The organism is Staphylococcus kloosii, from assembly GCF_032139365.1.
In the GTDB taxonomy this organism is placed as follows: Bacteria; Bacillota; Bacilli; order Staphylococcales; family Staphylococcaceae; genus Staphylococcus; species Staphylococcus kloosii_A.
Genome location: NZ_JAVTDB010000078.1, coordinates 121,343 through 138,763, shown reverse-complemented (window position 1 = coordinate 138,763; position 17,421 = coordinate 121,343). Strand labels below are relative to the sequence as shown.

Below are 17,421 nucleotides of genomic sequence, written 5' to 3'. Positions count from 1 at the left end.
AAATCTTTATCATAATTTCATGTTTTTATGCCTTATTTTATGCATAACAAAAAGACTTCTTTAAGATTTCATTTTCTTAAAGAAGTCTTTGCTTAGATATTATTTACTTGTACTTATTGAAATGTCTGGCTCAGCGACTAATAATTCAGGAACATGAGCAAAAAAGTGTTTGAAATGATCAGAGTTATTATGAGCTTGTGCAGCTTCTTCATCTTTATAACGTTCAATCATAGCAAATGTATTAGGTTCATCCGTCTTTTCGAAATGTTCATAATATAAAGCACCTTCTTCATTATTAGCCGCTTCAATTAATGGACTTACTAATTCTAAATATTGTGCTCTTTTATTTGGATTCACTTTCATAATGGCGTTTATAGTTATCATAAAACGTTCCTCCTTAGCGAGTGTATAATTATTACACTAGCTTATTATCAAAGTGAGAAATAATCAATTATTGTGACTTATCTTGTACTAATGAGCGATCTGGTTTAACAAAGAACCACATGATAATGGCGAAAACAACTGGAACCATAATTAGCATTAATGTATTATTCCATCCAATTCTATCTGCAAAGAAACCTGCTAATAAAGGACTTAATAATGCACCAATATTTCCCCACATATTCATCCAACCAGAAACTGTTCCAGCAAAGTTACGACCTAAGTCAGTAGCAGCAGCCCAACTCATGCCCATCGAGATACCAATACCTCCTAGACATAATGATAACCAACTAACATTAGCGACTAAGTTATCAGTTTTTAATGCGAAGAATAATGCAATACAGAATACGACGAAACCTATAATTGCTAATAGTCCTCTAGCCATGAATTTAGATTTACCTTGCTGTAATATTTTATCAGATATAGTACCAGCAGTTAAAATTAAAATAAACATTACTAGCCAAGGTGCACCTGAGGCTGGACCTAAATCTTTCAGTTGCACACCATGTTGTTCAGTTAAATATGTAGGTAACCAGATTAAGAATAATGAGATTACAAACTGTACGACAAAATATTGTGCAGCTAAAGCATAAAAACTAAATCTTCTTAAAAAGTTATTCCAAGGTGCCACAGATTTTTCAGTAGAAACTACATCACGGTTATTCATAATATATTCTTTTTCTGCTTCATTTACCATTTTATGTTGTTCGGGTAAGTCTTTAGCAATAATTGACCATAAAATGGCAATTAAAAAGCCAATTCCACCGAAAATATAAAATACTGCTTGCCAGCCGAAAGCATTATAAATTGCAATTGTAATTATTGGTGCAATAACTGGTCCAAAATAAGAACCTGCGAGTAACATACTCGATGCTCTCCCTTTTTCACCTTTAGCAAACCAAAATGAATTGAATACCGCATTGGATGGATACATTGGCGCTTCCCCTACACCAAATAAGAATCGTACTGTATAAAGTAAGCCATGGTTTTTAACAACCCCTGTTAAAATTGTAAAGGCACTCCACCACACTAATGCAATAGATAACATCTTTTTAGGACCATATTTTTCGGCTAAAAATCCCGAAGGCACTTGCATTAATGCATATCCTAACGAGAATAATGATGCCAGTAAACCGAAGTGCGTTTTATTCATATGTAAATCTTCCATCATCGGTTTTGCTATAACTGATATATTAGATCTGTCCATATAAGCGATAATACCTATAATAAAGAATGCGATAGCAAAATACCATCTAACGTTACTTCTTTTTTTATTCATAGTTACCCAACTTTCTTTTAGGTCACTCATCATATGACCTATTGTTTATTCTTTTTATGATATTACCATAAGGTGTAAGCGTTTACAATAAGTTTTCAATAAAAATTCATGTTCAACAAACAAAATACTTACATTTCACTTAGTGCGCGTGAGAAATGTTTCTCCACTATATTTTTATAATTAATTAACAATAATATTATACATTTTATATTAAAATAGCTTATAATTAGTGGATAGTTGGCAAAAGTTGACTATTATTGTATATGTAATTTTAAAAGGAGATATTTATTAAGTTATGGAACAAATAATAACTGAATTTATTCGTTCATGGGGTTATGTCGCCATAGCGATCTTAATTTTATTCGAAAATATATTACCATTTATACCATCGGAAATTATTTTAACGTTTGCAGGTTTACTATCTGAAAAATCCAATTTATCAATTCCGGTCTTATTTATTATATCCACAGTATCTTCCTTCTTCGGATTATTAATATTGTATTATATTAGTAGACTTGTTTCCGAGCAACTTTTGTATCGTTTCGTTGATAAGTATGGTAAATGGATTAAACTTAGAAGCAAAGATGTAGCTAAAGCAAATGATTGGTTTAAACATTACGGTGCATTAGCCGTATTAATATGTAGATTTATTCCAGTATTAAGAGTTTTAATTACTATCCCTGCAGGTATTAACAGAATGAACATATTGAAATTTATGTTTTTATCACTATTAGGTACTACGATTTGGAATTTCTTACTTATTTATTTAGGTAAATTATTAAGTGGCAGTTGGGATATATTAATGAATGCATTGCACACCTATTCATTCGTAATGTACATTATCTTATTTATTATTGTAGTTTATATCATTTATCATTTACTAAAACGTCGCAGAGTTGAATAATAGGCACTAAAAGTTATAAAGCGCCTGAGGCATAATTCCTAGAAATCGGGGTCACCGTGAATATTATGTCCCAGGCGCTTTATTTTATTCAATACGCCGTTCTGCTTTTAGATTTATGAAAGTGCGTCTTATAATAAAAAGCTCCTTAATTGTATAACACCGCTTAAATAATGGGCTATAGTTCTTTAAAACAAAATAAAAAAACAACCTAACAGATTAATTATCCGTTAGGTTGTTTAATTGCAACATTGTTTGTTGTTTATAATGAACAACTTACATTATAAATGCTACTAACAATGCACAAAAGTTGTTATAAATTGCTAATATGCCCCTTACATTTTAGCAATATAAACGTTCATTTAATCACACAAGTTATATTAAATTCTCCCTGATAATGGTATTAAAAGATTTAAACCCCTTTAATTCAATTAACACCCTATGCAACAAAATTAAGCATTTTTAATTGTTTGTTTAACATCATTCATATCGGCTTCAACATCAAGATCTGGTTTTTTAGTAATTTTACTAATAACCACTGTGACGATTAAGCTGGTTAAGAACCCAGGCACGATTTCATATAAGTTAAAGAAATCGTTAATTGAACCCATTGGTTTTACAAAGGCAATCCATATTATTACAACGATTGCTCCAGCTAACATACCGCTGACAGCGCCAGTACGACTTAATCCTTTCCAATATAATGATAATAATACTAACGGACCAAAGGCAGCACCAAAACCTGCCCAAGCATTACCTACTAAATTTAAAATCGTGTCATTTGGCGACCATGCAATAGCAATTGAAACAATTGAAACTAAAACGACTGACAAACGACCGACTAACACAAACTCTTTTTCATGTTCTTTAGCAGCTTGCTCACCTCTGAACAACTTATAAAAGTCTTCTGTTAATGAACTAGATGTTACAAGTAATTGTGATGAAATTGTACTCATGATTGCCGCTAAAATAGCCGCGAGTAAGAATCCACCAACTAGAGGATGGAATAATATTTGCCCCATTAAAATAAACAATGTTTCTGGGTCTTTTAATTCTACACTTTTGTCGTTAACAAAACTGATACCAACTAAACCAACTAGAACGGCACCTAATAAACTAATGGCCATCCAACCAATACCAAAACGGCGTGCCGTAGGTAATTGTTTAACAGATTTAATAGACATAAAGCGTACAATGATATGCGGTTGGCCAAAGTAACCTAATCCCCATGAGAAGAAAGAAATAATTCCTATTACAGTTGTACCTTTAAACAAATCTAAGTTTGTTGGTTTTAAATCAGCCGCTTGAGATAAAGTATCTAAGCCACTTAATTGCATCATAGCAACTATTGGTACCATTACCATTGCGATTAACATAATTACACCTTGGAAGAAGTCTGTAATTGATACAGCTAAATATCCACCAAAGAATGTATATGCAATGACGATAACTGCAACTAAAATAAGACCAAAATGATAATTCAGACCAAATGCACTATTAAATAATTTACCACCGGAAACCATGCCTGAGTGCGTATATAATGTAAAGAATATGACAATGATGGCACCAGAGATGATTTTAATAACATTTGATTTATCATTTAAGCGATTTCTAAAAAAGTCAGGCAAGGTAATTGAATCTCCTGCTTTTTCAGTATATACACGTAGTCTAGGTGCAACTACGATATAATTTATGTATGCGCCTAATGTCAGACCAATTGCTAACCATGCAGCAGAAAGACCTGTTGTATATACTTCACCTGGTAACCCCATGATCATCCAACCACTCATGTCGGATGCACCAGCAGAAAGTGCAGTAACATATGGACCTATGCTTCTACCACCGAGCATGTATTCACTAATATTGCCAGTTGCTTGCTTATATCCATAATAACCAATAACTAGTAAGATAATGAAATACACTGATAACATAATATAAGTACGCCAATCAGGGTTAACCTGACTTGCTAAAGTACTTCCCAATGTAAACATAGCAACATCCCCCTTTGACTATAATTTTGTTACATGACATTATTATACAAAAGCATACACCTTTTTAAAACACCTTTTGGAAATTAATGTGTAAAATTCTTTCTTACCCACGGTGCATAAAAACTCTAAAAACATTGATATAAAAGCATTTAAACACAATAATTTTTTTCTGTTTATTTATGCTTTTATTAAAGTTTAAATGTATAAATTTTCTCTGATTTGAAATCATTCATAAAAAACACTACCTTAATTCAAGTATTTTTATATTTGAGTAACATACAATAATTATATCACTCGCTATATATTTGAAAAAATAGATTGATAATAATAAACTTGATTTCTTAATAGCTTAGTTTATTTTTTTAGAAAATAGTGATAATTCGTCTTATAATAAGAAGTAAGATGAATAAAATAAATATGTAAGCGTTTAACTAATCATGTTAAAATAAATTGAACTAAGTAAATGGAGTGACGATAATGCAAAAACCGACTGAAAAAAGCATTAAAAGTAGATATTTAGACTTGTTAGCGACAAATTATGATAATAAAGAAGCGTTAGCAACTGAAATTATAAATTTAGAATCTATTTTAGAATTACCGAAAGGCACTGAACACTTTGTCAGTGATTTACATGGTGAATTTCATGCTTTCCAACACGTATTACGAAATGGTTCCGGTAATGTACGCGCAAAGATTCACGATATTTTCCAAGATACGTTAACACGCAAAGAAATTAACGACTTTGCTGCTTTAGTTTACTATCCAGAAGAAAAACTTAAACTCGTCAAAAATTCATTTTCTTCAAAAAATGAACTTAATGAGTGGTATGTAACAACAATCCATCGATTAATCAAATTAGTTACATATGCATCTTCTAAATATACGCGTACAAAAGTGCGTAAATCATTACCTAAAAACTTCGTATTTATTATTGAAGAATTACTTTATAAAAGTAATAAATATAATAATAAAAAATCGTACTACGATACATTAATTAAACAAATTATTGAATTAGAACAATCAGATGATTTAATCATTGGCTTATCATTTACTGTTCAACATCTTGTCGTTGATCATTTACACGTTGTTGGCGACATATACGACCGCGGCCCTGAACCAGATAAAATTATGGAAACACTAATCAATTATCCTTCTATTGATATTCAATGGGGCAATCACGATGTACTTTGGATTGGCGCCTATGCCGGTTCTAAAGTTTGTCTAGCAAACTTATTAAGAATATGCGCACGTTATGATAATTTAGATATTATTGAAGATGCCTATGGTATAAACTTACGTCCATTATTAACTTTCGCCGAAAAACATTATAGTGGTGATAACGTAGCGTTTAAACCTAAAAATAAAACAGCAGATGATGAACAAACATCGCCTGGAGAAATTGATCAAATTACTAAAATACATCAAGCTATTGCTATTATTCAATTTAAATTAGAAGCACCTATTATAAAACGCCGACCATGTTTCGATATGGACGAACGACTTGTGCTAGAAAGTATAGACTATGACAATAATCGTGCTACTTTATATGGCAAAACTTATGATTTAGAACATACATGTTTCCAAACGATTGACCCTGAAGATCCTAATAAATTAACAGATGAAGAAGCAGAGGTTATTGATAAATTATTATTATCCGTACAACAATCTGAAAAATTAAAACGTCACATGACTTTCTTAATGCAAAAAGGTAACTTATACCTCCCATATAATGGTAATTTATTAATTCATGGTTGTATCCCTGTCGATGAAAATGGTGAGATGGAATCTATGACGATAGATGGTGTAAAACATTACGGCCGTGATTTATTAGACCATTTCGAAAAATATGTACGTAAAGCTTTTGATGACAAAGATGCTCAAGACGATTTAGCTACCGATCTCGTATGGTATTTATGGACTGGTAAATATTCTTCTTTATTTGGTAAACGCGCAATGACAACATTTGAACGTTACTTTATCTCTGATAAAAAAGCCCATAAAGAAACTAAGAATCCGTACTATCATTTACGCGAAGACGTAGAAATGTGTAAAAAAATGTTAAAAGACTTCGGCTTAAACCCTGAAGAAGCACATATAATTAATGGGCATACACCGGTTAAAGAAATAGACGGGGAAAATCCAATTAAAGCTGATGGCAAAATGATTGTTATTGATGGTGGTTTCTCTAAAGCTTATCAATCAACAACAGGTATTGCCGGTTACACATTGTTATACAATTCTTTTGGTATGCAACTAGTCGCACACCAACATTTTAATTCAAAAAAACATGTGTTGCTTAACGGCGCAGATGAATTGTCTACACGTCGTGTCGTCGATAAAGAATTAAATCGAAAACAGATACGTGATACGAATACTGGTCAACAAATTCAAGAAAAGATTAAGATTTTAAATGAATTAATGCATGACCGTTTCTTAAATTAAAATAAAAAATGGGACTGAAATTTTAAATTTCGGTCCCATTTTTTATTTTAATTACCAATTTTCAACGCTAGTTATTGTTGCATATCTTGGTAAAATACGTTCTACTAAAAATTCATGTTTATCTTGTTCTCTATCGCCGATCGCATCTTCTAAAATTGTGATATTAAAATCTTTATCTGCTGCTTCTACTGAAGTAGATAATACGACGCCACTTGTAGCTACACCAGTTAACACTATATGACGTACTTCTAAACCTCTTAATAACACTTCTAAATTACTTCCTGTAAATGCACTAACTCGGTGTTTGGTGACAATTGGCTCTTGCTCTTGTCTATTTAATTCTGGATGAATCTGTGTAGCGTCACTGTCTCTTTCCATTGGTGCTTGATTTTCACGCATTGGTCCAAACATCTTATTGTTCGGCGCTATTTCTAATAAGCCTTGTGAAAATGCTACACGTACAAATATTACCGGAATGTCAGCCTGACGCGCCTTTTCTATCGCACGTTGATTCGCCTTGATAATTTCATCTTTTCCTTCTAATCCATTAATAATGCCATTTTGCATGTCCATCACTAATAATGCTGTATTTTGTGGCATATAACTCATCCTTTTTTATAAATTCTAAAACCATATTAAATTATAGACCAACATGTAAGTTTATTCCAAATCAACAGCACAATAACTTTATTTTTCCAAAACTTCTTTACCAAAATACACACCAGCTGGCGTTAATTCATGGCTATTAACCCAAACTGTATTTACATCAGCGCCTAAGTCTGTAAATATACGTTCTAATCTTTCGCTTTGTTCAACTGGTACTATTGGATCATTTTTACCCATTGATAATAATAGCGTTACAGCATTAAAATCATGATTACTACTTATTTCTAATGGATAAAGTGGCGCATAGAGCAATGCTTTTTTGAATGCTATATCATCTTTCAACATCATACTAATGGCAATATTAGAACCGTTAGAAAATCCTACAGGAATAATATTATCTATATCAAAATGATATTGCGCTGACGCTTCTTTTATAAATTCAATTAACTGCTGCGTACGATAGTTTAAATCTTCAACGTCATATTGACCTTCCCCATGACGTTTAAAAAATCTATTCAAACCGCCTTCTGAAATTTCGCCTCTTACACTTAAAACATTATAATCAGCATTTAATGATTCTGCTAACGGTAATAAATCTTTTTCATCTCCACCCGTACCATGCAATAACAAGAAAGTTGGAGCACCTTCTTGCCCTTTTCTAAAAATGTGTTCCATTAACATCATCTCCTAAGTTTAAAATCAAATATTTATCGTCGGTAATTGTCTTTCTAATTCTTCACGCTGTTCTTCAAGACGTGGCGGTAACATAAGGTTACGCCCTAATTTATCGAATGGTTCATCAATTGTGAAACCTGGGCCAGCTGTAGCAAATTCAAAAATAATGTTGCCAGGTTCAGCCATATAAACTGCTTTGAAGTAAAAACGCTCTTTGACGTCTGTCAGTTTATATCCTTTATTGGCTAAGCTAGTTCGCCAATTTAATTGTGCTTGTTTGTTAGGCACAGACCATGCAATATGATGTACTACGCCTACGCCCCATCTTCCAGCTACGTTAGGAAACACTTTTTTAACTACAACATGATGTTGCCATTCTCCAACAGTAACAAGGTGCGTTTCATTTGGTTTATCGCTAAGTTGTTTTAAGCCCATTTCTGCAGTTAGCAATTGTATCGTTTGTTCAGGCTGATTAGATAACATTGTCACTCCGTGAAAACCAATAATCGCAGTTGTATCCCTAGCGTCTGTATCTTCTACAAGGGCGAGCGATAGTCCATGTGTATCTTTGAACATCAGTGCACGACTATCAAACAACTCCATTCGGGATACGTGTACATTATGATTTACTAAATGTTGTTCCCAAACATCACTCGTACCCTGAGGAATTCTAAAAGCAATCGTACTAACTTGGCCTGCACCCACTCTACCTTTGTATGCATCAGGCCAATTAAAAAACGTCAAAATCGTACCATTATCAACGGAGTCATTTGAGAAATACAAATGATATGTTGATGGATCATCATAGTTCACAGTTTTTTTAATTAATTTTAGTTGTAATATATCTCTATAAAACTTAATATTTTCTGTTGGATTGCCTACAATAGCTGAAATATGATGAATGTGTTGTATTGCTTTCATAATATTCCTCCTCACTTATTCATGATTACGAGAAGTATCAAATGGTCTAATTTGTGATTCTATATAATCACGTTGTTCCTCTAAGAATGGTGGTAACGATAACCCTTCTCCTAGCGTTTCATATGGTTCATCCCCCATAAATCCTGGACCATCAGTTGAAACTTCTATTAATATATGACCAATTCTTGCGTATAATGCTTCGAAATAAAAACGATCCACTAGACCTGAATTTCCAATATGTTGATTTTGATATTTTTGTAACCATGATTCGATTGCATCGTGATCTTTCACTCTAAATGAGACGTGATGCACTTCACCATAGCCCTGTCTTGCACTATCACTTTCTTTATCATGTCTTAAAATGACTTGGCCGCCGTTACCGCCTTCTCCGACGTTGAGTAAAGCAACATTGTCATCTTCATTAATCGTTACCATGCCATATAGGCCTTCTAAAATTTGTTTAAACTCATCAAAATAACTAACTGTTATTTCTATTGGACCTAAACCATAGATTGCTTTATCAGATGGTACTGGACCATCTACCCATGGTTTACCAGGTGCCACACCGGTATTATTTTCATCAGACACAAGTTGGTAAACTTGTCCATCAGCTTCTTCAAAAGGCAAAACTTTTTTATCAAACAGTGTTTGTATGCCGTCGTGTTTGACCCCAAAGTCATTGAAGCGTTGTTCATAATACGCTAACGCATTATCATCTGGCACTCTAAATGAAGGTCTGGAAATTGAATTCGTTCCACTTACCCCTTTTGGTACATTTGGAAAATCAAAGAATGTCATGTCTGTGCCTGGCGATCCAACATCATCAGCAAAAAATGTATGATACGTATAAATATCATCTTGGTTGACTGTTTTTTTAACTAGTCTCATACCTAATACTTCAGTGAAAAATTTATAATTACGTTCTGCATCGTCTGTAATTGCAGTTACGTGATGAATACCTAATAATTGATTGTTTGTCATTTAAAAAAACCTTCTTTCATAAATTTATCTCGATTTCGAGATATAAATAATTATTTTTTAAAGTGCTACGACTTTATCTAGCCTGAGCACTTAATTTCTTTAATATATGTTGTAATGACTTTAACTCTTCCTCGGTTAATACTGCAAAAGTTGACGTTAATGCCTGAGCATGTTGTGGGAATATTTGATCCATTAATGCATAACCTTTGTCAGTCAAAGTAGCATTATAAATTCGTTTGTCTTGAGGGTCTTTCACACGTGCTACACAACCCTTTTCTTCTAGTTTATCAACAACATAACTAATGCTACTACTTGCTATCAACACACGTTGGCGTATGCGTTGAATAGGTTGATCTCCTTTGTTATACAACAACTCTAACACTGCAAACTCCGTCACATTTAAACCATACTGTTTAATATCTTCACGTACTATTTGTTCTAAATAATCTAACGTGCGATTTAAACCGACAAATGAATTAAGTGATGCTTTCGTTCGATCCATTGCGTTATCAACCTCCTATTTATTTCGAATTCGAGATAATTATATGACGGTTATAGATGAAAGTCAACATTTTTAAGTATAAAAAGTATACTACCTTGTTATCGTTAACTTTCACTATACATTAGTTTCGGTTTCCTAAGTGTTAATTCGTGGTATTTATATATTGTGGAGGTGTCGTAAATGAACCAATTATTTATTAACAACGAATTCATCGAAAGCAAGTCAACAGAATCTATGAATGTTATAAATCCAGCTACTGGAGAAGCATTTGATACGATTACATTCGCTACTGCTGAGGAAGTAAATGATGCAGTAGCAAAATCTAAACACGCACAACAAGAATGGGAAAAAGTCACACAACCCAACCGTGCCGAACACGTGAAAATGTTAATCCCCTTATTAGAACAAAACAAAAATGAAATCGCAGAATTTTATGTCAAAGAACAAGGTAAAATTTTATCCTCAGCCATTGGTGAAATTGATAAAGCAATACAATTTATCGACTATATGACGAGTTTAAGCATGTCTAATAAAGGCGAAGTATTGCAGAACACACGTGAAAATGAAACGATACAGCTAACGAAAAAGCCTATCGGTGTCACTGCCGGCATTGTGCCATGGAATGCACCTATTATGGTGTTAATGCGTAAAGTCATTCCCGCATTAATCACTGGTTGTTCCGTCGTTATTAAACCTAGTGAAGAAACATCATTGCTCACTTTAAAATTAGCGCAATTATTTAAACAATCTACAATTCCAGCTGGACTAGTACAAATATTACCTGGCACAGGTGAAACTGTTGGAACCCAATTAGCACAACACCCTGATATACAACTTATTTCATTAACTGGTAGTATGAAAGCCGGTAAATCAGTATTTGAAAATAGTGCAAGTAATGTTAAAAAGATGAATTTAGAATTGGGCGGTAATGCACCTGTACTGGTTACTGCCAATGCAAATCTTGATAAAGCAGTGGATTATATCGTTACAGCACGTATAAATAATGCTGGTCAAGTCTGTACGTGTCCTGAAAGAATATTTGTTCATGACGATGTTCATAGTGATTTCGTGACTAAATTAACAACAAAAATGAAAGCATTAAAAGTTGGAGATCCGTTTGATGAAAATACTGATTACGGCGCCATTATTAATCAAAAGCAACTCGACAGTATCGATAGCAAAGTTAAACAAGCTGTCGACAATGGCGCCAAGTTAGTATTAGGAGGCACTAAAATAGGTAATAGTGGTTATTATTATGCGCCGACAATTTTAGATAATATCAATCCAGAGAATGAAGCATTCAAAAATGAAATCTTCGGACCAGTTATTCCGATTGTGACTTATACTGATTTTGAAGAAGCGATTAATCATGCTAATCATACGAATGCTGGACTTTCTTCTTATATTTTTTCTGAAAACTTAAAAGAAGTCATGACTGCAACGGAACGACTTAAATTCGGAGAAGTATATGCTAATTGCGAAGCCGAAGAAGTAGTAAATGGCTACCATGCTGGCTGGAGAGAATCTGGTTTAGGTGGTGCAGATGGCATACATGGTTTCGAAGAATATTATAATACCACCGTTTCTTATATTCGCTATGATTAAAATCTAATTACAGAAAAGTACACCACTCCTATTAAGTTATCAATAGAAGTGGTGTTTTTTAATATAGTTATTTATTTAATGCAGTATCTAGCGTTTCAATATTATGCTGCATGATTGTTTGGTATTTAACATTGTTGTTGTCATCTTTATTACGCGTTGCTAAGTTATTAAAACTTAAAGGTTTCGTTTGTGTTTCCTTTTGAATAATATCAGTCAATTTAGATGAGATATTTTGTTCATATAGTACATACGGTTGGTGTGTTTGTTTAATATTATGAATAATTGACATGATTTCTTGCTGACTTGGATCTTCATTGTTCATTCCCGTCACGCCAACTTGTTTGAAATGATATCGCTGTGCTAAATACCCTAATGAATCATGAGAAATAACTATCGTTTTTCTTTTAGGGTCCTTAGTAATCTTACTTAATTGTTGATCAATATTATTTAAATCCTTATTAAGTTGACGGTAGTTGTGTTCATAATATGTTTTATGGTGAGGGTCTTTTTCAACTAACTTATTTTTAATCTTTAGCGCAAACTGTTGATCTAAAACTGGATCTAACCATACGTGAGGATCATTGCTCTCCCCCGCATGATGATGCGCATCATGACTTTCTTCGTGTTCGTCGTCTTCATCTCCAGGTAATAAATCCGAATGATTCAACCCTTGTGCAACAGGCAGTTTAACGCCTTTATTACGAATAGATGATGCTATTTTATGAGCGATGGGATCTAAATCATCACTGGTATATATAAATAAATCACTTTTAGCTATATCTATCATGTTGCGCTGCGTTGGTTCATAAGAGTGCGTATCAACTCCTGGTGGGTAAATCGATTGTGCATGTACGTATTTGCCACCTATTTGTTGTGTGAAACTTTGAAAAGCGAACACTGTAGTATAAATATTTAATTTGTGATCTTTTGTTATGGTTTTATGCTGCTTGCTTTGAGAACTACAACTACTTAATATTGTACATATCAGTACCAAAGCTAAAAGTGGAAATACTTTCCTCAAAATTTGCCCCTCCAACTCGCTATTATTCCGTTAAAACTATAAACCTTCTTTTTTATAATATCAATAATAAGACTTGTATTAACCTTGAGTTTCGATAAATCTGTGTTTAAAAAGAGCCTATCAGTGATATATTAATAGTAGTAATTATATCAGGAGGTAATCATATGGCTGAAATTAAACAAGGTAATCATAAATTTTACATTGGCGATAACGAAAATGACCCTCAAGCTCAAATCACATACGTAACAGTAAACGATAATCAAATTGATATCGATCATACTGGTGTACCTGATGAATTAGGTGGCCAAGGCATAGGATCTCAATTAGTAGAGTCTGTTGTTAAATATGCGCGCGAAAACAATTTAACAGTGAGTGCTTCATGCCCATTTGCTAAAAAAGTAATAGAACAGCATGACGAATATCAAGATGTATACGCAGGCTAGTTTATAATATTAAGGCAGTATCTTTCATATAGTGAAAGATACTGCCTTTTTTCATTTATTACCAATTATTTTGTTTAACCGTTTTGTAAACGATACATATTATTATAAATCCCATTTTGAGCAACGAGTTGTTCGTGTGTCCCTCTTTCAACAATCTCTCCATGATTTAACACGAATATTTGGTCTGCATCTTGAATTGTCGACAGTCTGTGTGCAATCGCGATAGTCGTTCTTCCTCGACGCATTTGACGTAATGACTGTTGTATTTGTTCTTCAGTTTCAGAATCAATGTTGGCCGTTGCCTCATCTAAAATTAATATTTTAGGATCCATTGCAATGGTACGAGCAAAAGAGATTAACTGTCTTTCACCACTCGAAAACGCGCTACCTTTTTCAATAACGGCATGTTCATAATTATTGTCCAATTGTTCAATAAATTGATTAGCCTTAACAAATTCTGCTGCAGCTTTAACTTGCTCGAATGTCATCGTTGGATGATACAACTTAATGTTTGACGTTATAGTGCCATAAAATATAAAGGCATCTTGTAATACTAAACCAATTTTATTTTTCATTTCTGCTTTATTTAGCTTTTTGATAGATTGATTATCTATTAGAATTTGTCCATGCTCGAACTCATAAAAACGCATAAATAAATTAATAATTGAACTTTTCCCTGAACCTGTATGACCAACTAGAGCTACAGTTTCCCCAGGATTTACAGTAAAACTAATATTTTTAAGTACTTGTGTCTCTCCATCATAACTAAAACTGACATTCTTAAATTCAACTTTACCATCAGTTATGGCATAATCCGTTTGTGTATCTTGTGTAGGTTCATAGGTATCATCATCTATAAGTTTAAATACACGATTAGCCGACACGAGCGCTTGTTGTAACACATTCAAGTTTTGACTCACTTGATTGACTGGTTCAAAAAAACGTTCCATATATTGAATAAATGCAAAAACAACGCCCGCAGTTATTGAAGTATTGAAACTAATTATTCCAAAATAAGCTAAAATGACGATAGTAGCTAAAATTGAAATCATGCTAATAGCTGGTCTTAATAAAATACTGTCTAATTTCACAGTTTTAAGCATGTAACCGTAGTGCTCATCATTAATATCATTAAATTCTCTATTGAGTCGACGCTCTTGATTAAAAGCTTGTATAATTTTCATGCCCTCGATAGATTCTGCTAATTTCGTATTTAAGTCAGATAATAACTGTCTTGATTTATTAAAAAGCATAGCCGAGTATTTGCGGTAAATTGCTAATAACAGAAATATAATCGGCATAAACACAAGTGCAATTAACGCAAGTTTTACGTCCAAAACAAACATCATAATGTAACTCGATATCATCATAAACAGTGCCATTAATACGGATGAAAATACATTTATAAACATATCTACGATCGTTTCTGTATCGTTAGTTAAACGTGAAACGATGCTACCCCCGGGAACTTTATCAAAATAACGCATACCTAATTTCCCAAGTTTGTTAAATGCATCTATTCTTAATTGTTGTATTACTTTAAAAGATAAGTACTGAAACATATAACTATTTAAGTACGTTGCAATTGCACCCAAAATCTGCACAATAATAAATGTCGCTATAAGTAGCGTCAATTTATTCCCCGGGAAATGTCTCGGCGTTAAAAAGTCATCTAAAAATATTTTAATCAAATACGGTCCAATCATACTGGCTACTGTTGAAATAGTAAGCATAATAAATGCAAGCGCGATAGTGCCTTTAAAAGGGACGGTATATTTAAACAATCGTTTAATCGTGGCACTTTGTTGTTTTGCAGATAATTTAATCATCTCACTCATCTTGACCATCCCCCTTCGTCAAGTCATCTAAGTTTTGAGCATACTTTGATTGCAACGCTTGTGCTGTTTAGGTATCATAATACCAACCTTTATTTTGTATTAGTTGTGTATGCGTACCTCTTTCGACAATTGTTCCTTGCTCCATAACTAAAATTAAATCTGCATCTTTTACTGCACTCATACGATGCGCAGTAATAATATTTGTTTTTTTGCTCCTTAATGTTTGTAAATTTTTTAATATGGCTTCTTCAGTTTGTGCATCCACTGCCGATAATGAGTCATCTAATATGAGGACCTCTGGGTCTAACAATAAAGCACGTGCAATAGATATACGTTGTTTTTGCCCACCTGATAGCGAAACACCACGTTCGCCAACAACTGTATCGTACCCTTTAGGAAAAGCAATAATATCATCATGAATATGACTCATCTTACTTACATGATACAGCTGTTGGTCTTGAACCTCTATATTTCCAAAAGCGATATTGTTTCGAATTGTTGTTGAGAATAAGAAATGCTCTTGCGGCACATAGCCAAACTGTGTCCTTAGAGCGCTACGGCTATATGAGGATATGGGCTTACCGTTATATGTGATATCCTCTGGTCGTAATGTATCAAATTCTCTTAACAATAGTTTAATCAATGTGCTTTTTCCTGAACCGGTTCTCCCCACCACACCCACTGTAGACCCTTTTTCAATCGTAAAACAGACATCCTTTATACCTCTAGATTCATAGCCTGGGTAATGAAATATAGGCACATTGAACTGAATGTTACCTTGTGGTTGATCATCCATAATATAAGATGTATCGATGGCGTTCGGTGTGTTTAAAATGTTATCTATACGTTCGTATGAAGCTTTAGCTCTTTGTACTATATTAAAAAAGAGACCTAACGCAAGCAAAGGCCATACTAACATACCTAGATATGTAGAGAAGGTGATAAGTTGTCCTAATGTAATAGTTTTTGCAAAAACCATATGAGCACCAAAGGCTATGGCTAAAAACTCACTCGTACCAAACACTAACATGATTGTCGGGTCGAATAGCGAATCCACTTTTGCAACTGTTAAATTCTTCTTAACCACATCATCACTTAAATTACGAAAATCTGCTTGGTCTTCTTGCTCATAACCAAAAGTTTTAGTTACTTTTATCCCAGCAACACTTTCTTGCGTCTTGTCATTCAACCTACTGAAAGCAGCCTGTGCTTTTTTAAATCCTTTGCTCAATAATCTGCCATAGTAACGCGTTAATAAAACCATGATTGGTAATGGAATTAACACGATAAGCGTTAATTGCCAACTTATAGTAATAGCCATCGTAATAATAACCATACCACCAGTTATTAATGAATCAGCAATCATTAAAATGCCTGCACCAGCTGCATTTTGTACTGCATTAATATCATTTGTGGCATGCGCCATTAAGTCACCAGTACGTCTTTTTTGAAAAAATTGTGCACTCATTTCAGTATATTTATGATATAAATATCTTCTTAAAATATTGCCTAATTTTTGACTCGTTCCAAAAATTGAAATACGCCAAATATAACGACTTATGTAGATTAAAACAGCGGCTACTGCTAAAACAATCAAATATATTGTTAGTAATTGAGGCGTCAATGTTTTCTTTGTAATACCATCTATCGTTTTACCAATTATTTGAGGTGGTAACAGTTCTAATAATGCTATGAAGAGTAACATAATAAGCCCTAAAATATAATATTTCTTTTGTGCTTTAAAAAACCAAGCAAGTTTGAAAAACACATCCATA

The 17,421-nt window shown here is 33.4% G+C and carries 14 protein-coding genes and 1 pseudogene; 4 read left to right on the top strand and 11 right to left on the bottom strand.

Annotated elements, in window-relative coordinates; genetic code table 11:
- Positions 1-99 precede the first annotated feature (99 nt).
- Together RPL90_RS11445 and RPL90_RS11440 are read right to left on the bottom strand one after the other, a co-directional pair.
- Complete coding sequence (locus RPL90_RS11445; protein ID WP_313549714.1) at positions 100-384, bottom strand: putative quinol monooxygenase; 285 nt, start codon at positions 382-384, stop codon at positions 100-102.
- Positions 385-451: 67 nt separating this feature from the next.
- Complete coding sequence (locus RPL90_RS11440) at positions 452-1,720, bottom strand: MFS transporter (RefSeq protein WP_313549710.1); 1,269 nt, start codon at positions 1,718-1,720, stop codon at positions 452-454.
- 295 nt (positions 1,721-2,015) lie between these two features.
- On the opposite strand from RPL90_RS11440, the gene uptA reads away from it, so the two are divergent.
- Positions 2,016-2,624 (top strand): undecaprenyl phosphate transporter UptA, encoded by a 609-nt coding sequence (uptA, locus tag RPL90_RS11435; protein WP_313549707.1) that lies wholly within the window; start codon positions 2,016-2,018, stop codon positions 2,622-2,624.
- 449 nt (positions 2,625-3,073) lie between these two features.
- Here the strand turns inward: uptA and putP are convergent, their stop codons facing one another.
- Entirely contained in the window at positions 3,074-4,612 is a 1,539-nt protein-coding gene (gene putP, locus RPL90_RS11430) for a sodium/proline symporter PutP (protein ID WP_313549704.1), read from the bottom strand.
- Between the two features lie 477 nt (positions 4,613-5,089).
- Between putP and RPL90_RS11425 the strand changes: the two genes are divergently transcribed.
- The gene (locus tag RPL90_RS11425) at positions 5,090-7,054 is read left to right on the top strand and encodes a fructose-1,6-bisphosphatase (RefSeq protein ID WP_313549702.1); all 1,965 of its coding nucleotides are present in this window, start codon (positions 5,090-5,092) and stop codon (positions 7,052-7,054) included.
- 51 nt (positions 7,055-7,105) lie between these two features.
- Here RPL90_RS11425 and RPL90_RS11420 read toward each other — a convergent pair whose 3' ends face one another.
- The 5 genes from RPL90_RS11420 to RPL90_RS11400 all read right to left on the bottom strand — a co-directional run bounded on the left by RPL90_RS11420 (position 7,106) and on the right by RPL90_RS11400 (position 10,739).
- Positions 7,106-7,654 carry a cysteine hydrolase family protein gene (locus tag RPL90_RS11420; RefSeq protein ID WP_313549699.1) on the bottom strand — a complete coding sequence of 183 codons (549 nt, stop codon included), beginning with the start codon at positions 7,652-7,654 and terminating at the stop codon, positions 7,106-7,108.
- A gap of 87 nt (positions 7,655-7,741) precedes the next feature.
- On the bottom strand, positions 7,742-8,335 hold the full coding sequence (gene mhqD / locus RPL90_RS11415) for a methylhydroquinone degradation carboxylesterase MhqD (protein WP_313549697.1): 594 nt from the start codon (positions 8,333-8,335) through the stop codon (positions 7,742-7,744).
- A 24-nt stretch (positions 8,336-8,359) separates the two neighbouring features.
- Positions 8,360-9,256: a VOC family protein gene (locus RPL90_RS11410; protein ID WP_313549694.1), complete on the bottom strand. Its 897-nt coding sequence runs from the start codon at positions 9,254-9,256 to the stop codon at positions 8,360-8,362.
- 15 nt (positions 9,257-9,271) lie between these two features.
- Entirely contained in the window at positions 9,272-10,237 is a 966-nt protein-coding gene (gene mhqE, locus RPL90_RS11405) for a ring-cleaving dioxygenase MhqE (RefSeq protein ID WP_313549691.1), read from the bottom strand.
- A gap of 73 nt (positions 10,238-10,310) precedes the next feature.
- Positions 10,311-10,739: a MarR family winged helix-turn-helix transcriptional regulator gene (locus tag RPL90_RS11400; RefSeq protein WP_313549689.1), complete on the bottom strand. Its 429-nt coding sequence runs from the start codon at positions 10,737-10,739 to the stop codon at positions 10,311-10,313.
- Between the two features lie 180 nt (positions 10,740-10,919).
- On the opposite strand from RPL90_RS11400, the gene aldA reads away from it, so the two are divergent.
- The gene (gene aldA / locus RPL90_RS11395) at positions 10,920-12,344 is read left to right on the top strand and encodes an aldehyde dehydrogenase (RefSeq protein WP_313549687.1); all 1,425 of its coding nucleotides are present in this window, start codon (positions 10,920-10,922) and stop codon (positions 12,342-12,344) included.
- Between the two features lie 67 nt (positions 12,345-12,411).
- Here the strand turns inward: aldA and RPL90_RS11390 are convergent, their stop codons facing one another.
- Positions 12,412-13,365 carry a metal ABC transporter solute-binding protein, Zn/Mn family gene (locus RPL90_RS11390; protein WP_313549684.1) on the bottom strand — a complete coding sequence of 318 codons (954 nt, stop codon included), beginning with the start codon at positions 13,363-13,365 and terminating at the stop codon, positions 12,412-12,414.
- Positions 13,366-13,529: 164 nt separating this feature from the next.
- Between RPL90_RS11390 and RPL90_RS11385 the strand changes: the two genes are divergently transcribed.
- The gene (locus tag RPL90_RS11385; protein ID WP_313549681.1) at positions 13,530-13,808 is read left to right on the top strand and encodes a GNAT family N-acetyltransferase; all 279 of its coding nucleotides are present in this window, start codon (positions 13,530-13,532) and stop codon (positions 13,806-13,808) included.
- A 74-nt stretch (positions 13,809-13,882) separates the two neighbouring features.
- Here the strand turns inward: RPL90_RS11385 and RPL90_RS11380 are convergent, their stop codons facing one another.
- Together RPL90_RS11380 and RPL90_RS11375 are read right to left on the bottom strand one after the other, a co-directional pair.
- Complete coding sequence (locus RPL90_RS11380) at positions 13,883-15,646, bottom strand: ABC transporter ATP-binding protein (protein ID WP_313549678.1); 1,764 nt, start codon at positions 15,644-15,646, stop codon at positions 13,883-13,885.
- Positions 15,639-17,420, bottom strand: a pseudogene (locus RPL90_RS11375) (ABC transporter ATP-binding protein). The gene RPL90_RS11380 and the pseudogene RPL90_RS11375 overlap by 8 nt, the downstream one beginning before the upstream one ends.
- Position 17,421: the final 1 nt, after the last annotated feature.

Coding starts and splice junctions, on each gene's coding strand:
- RPL90_RS11400 (WP_313549689.1), bottom strand. CDS start 10,739: ATGGATCGAACGAAAGCATCACTTAATTCATTTGTCGGTTTAAATCGC.
- aldA (WP_313549687.1), top strand. CDS start 10,920: ATGAACCAATTATTTATTAACAACGAATTCATCGAAAGCAAGTCAACA.
- RPL90_RS11445 (WP_313549714.1), bottom strand. CDS start 384: ATGATAACTATAAACGCCATTATGAAAGTGAATCCAAATAAAAGAGCA.
- putP (WP_313549704.1), bottom strand. CDS start 4,612: ATGTTTACATTGGGAAGTACTTTAGCAAGTCAGGTTAACCCTGATTGG.
- RPL90_RS11440 (WP_313549710.1), bottom strand. CDS start 1,720: ATGAATAAAAAAAGAAGTAACGTTAGATGGTATTTTGCTATCGCATTC.
- uptA (WP_313549707.1), top strand. CDS start 2,016: ATGGAACAAATAATAACTGAATTTATTCGTTCATGGGGTTATGTCGCC.
- RPL90_RS11420 (WP_313549699.1), bottom strand. CDS start 7,654: ATGCCACAAAATACAGCATTATTAGTGATGGACATGCAAAATGGCATT.
- RPL90_RS11425 (WP_313549702.1), top strand. CDS start 5,090: ATGCAAAAACCGACTGAAAAAAGCATTAAAAGTAGATATTTAGACTTG.
- RPL90_RS11385 (WP_313549681.1), top strand. CDS start 13,530: ATGGCTGAAATTAAACAAGGTAATCATAAATTTTACATTGGCGATAAC.
- RPL90_RS11410 (WP_313549694.1), bottom strand. CDS start 9,256: ATGAAAGCAATACAACACATTCATCATATTTCAGCTATTGTAGGCAAT.
- mhqD (WP_313549697.1), bottom strand. CDS start 8,335: ATGGAACACATTTTTAGAAAAGGGCAAGAAGGTGCTCCAACTTTCTTG.
- RPL90_RS11380 (WP_313549678.1), bottom strand. CDS start 15,646: ATGAGTGAGATGATTAAATTATCTGCAAAACAACAAAGTGCCACGATT.
- mhqE (WP_313549691.1), bottom strand. CDS start 10,237: ATGACAAACAATCAATTATTAGGTATTCATCACGTAACTGCAATTACA.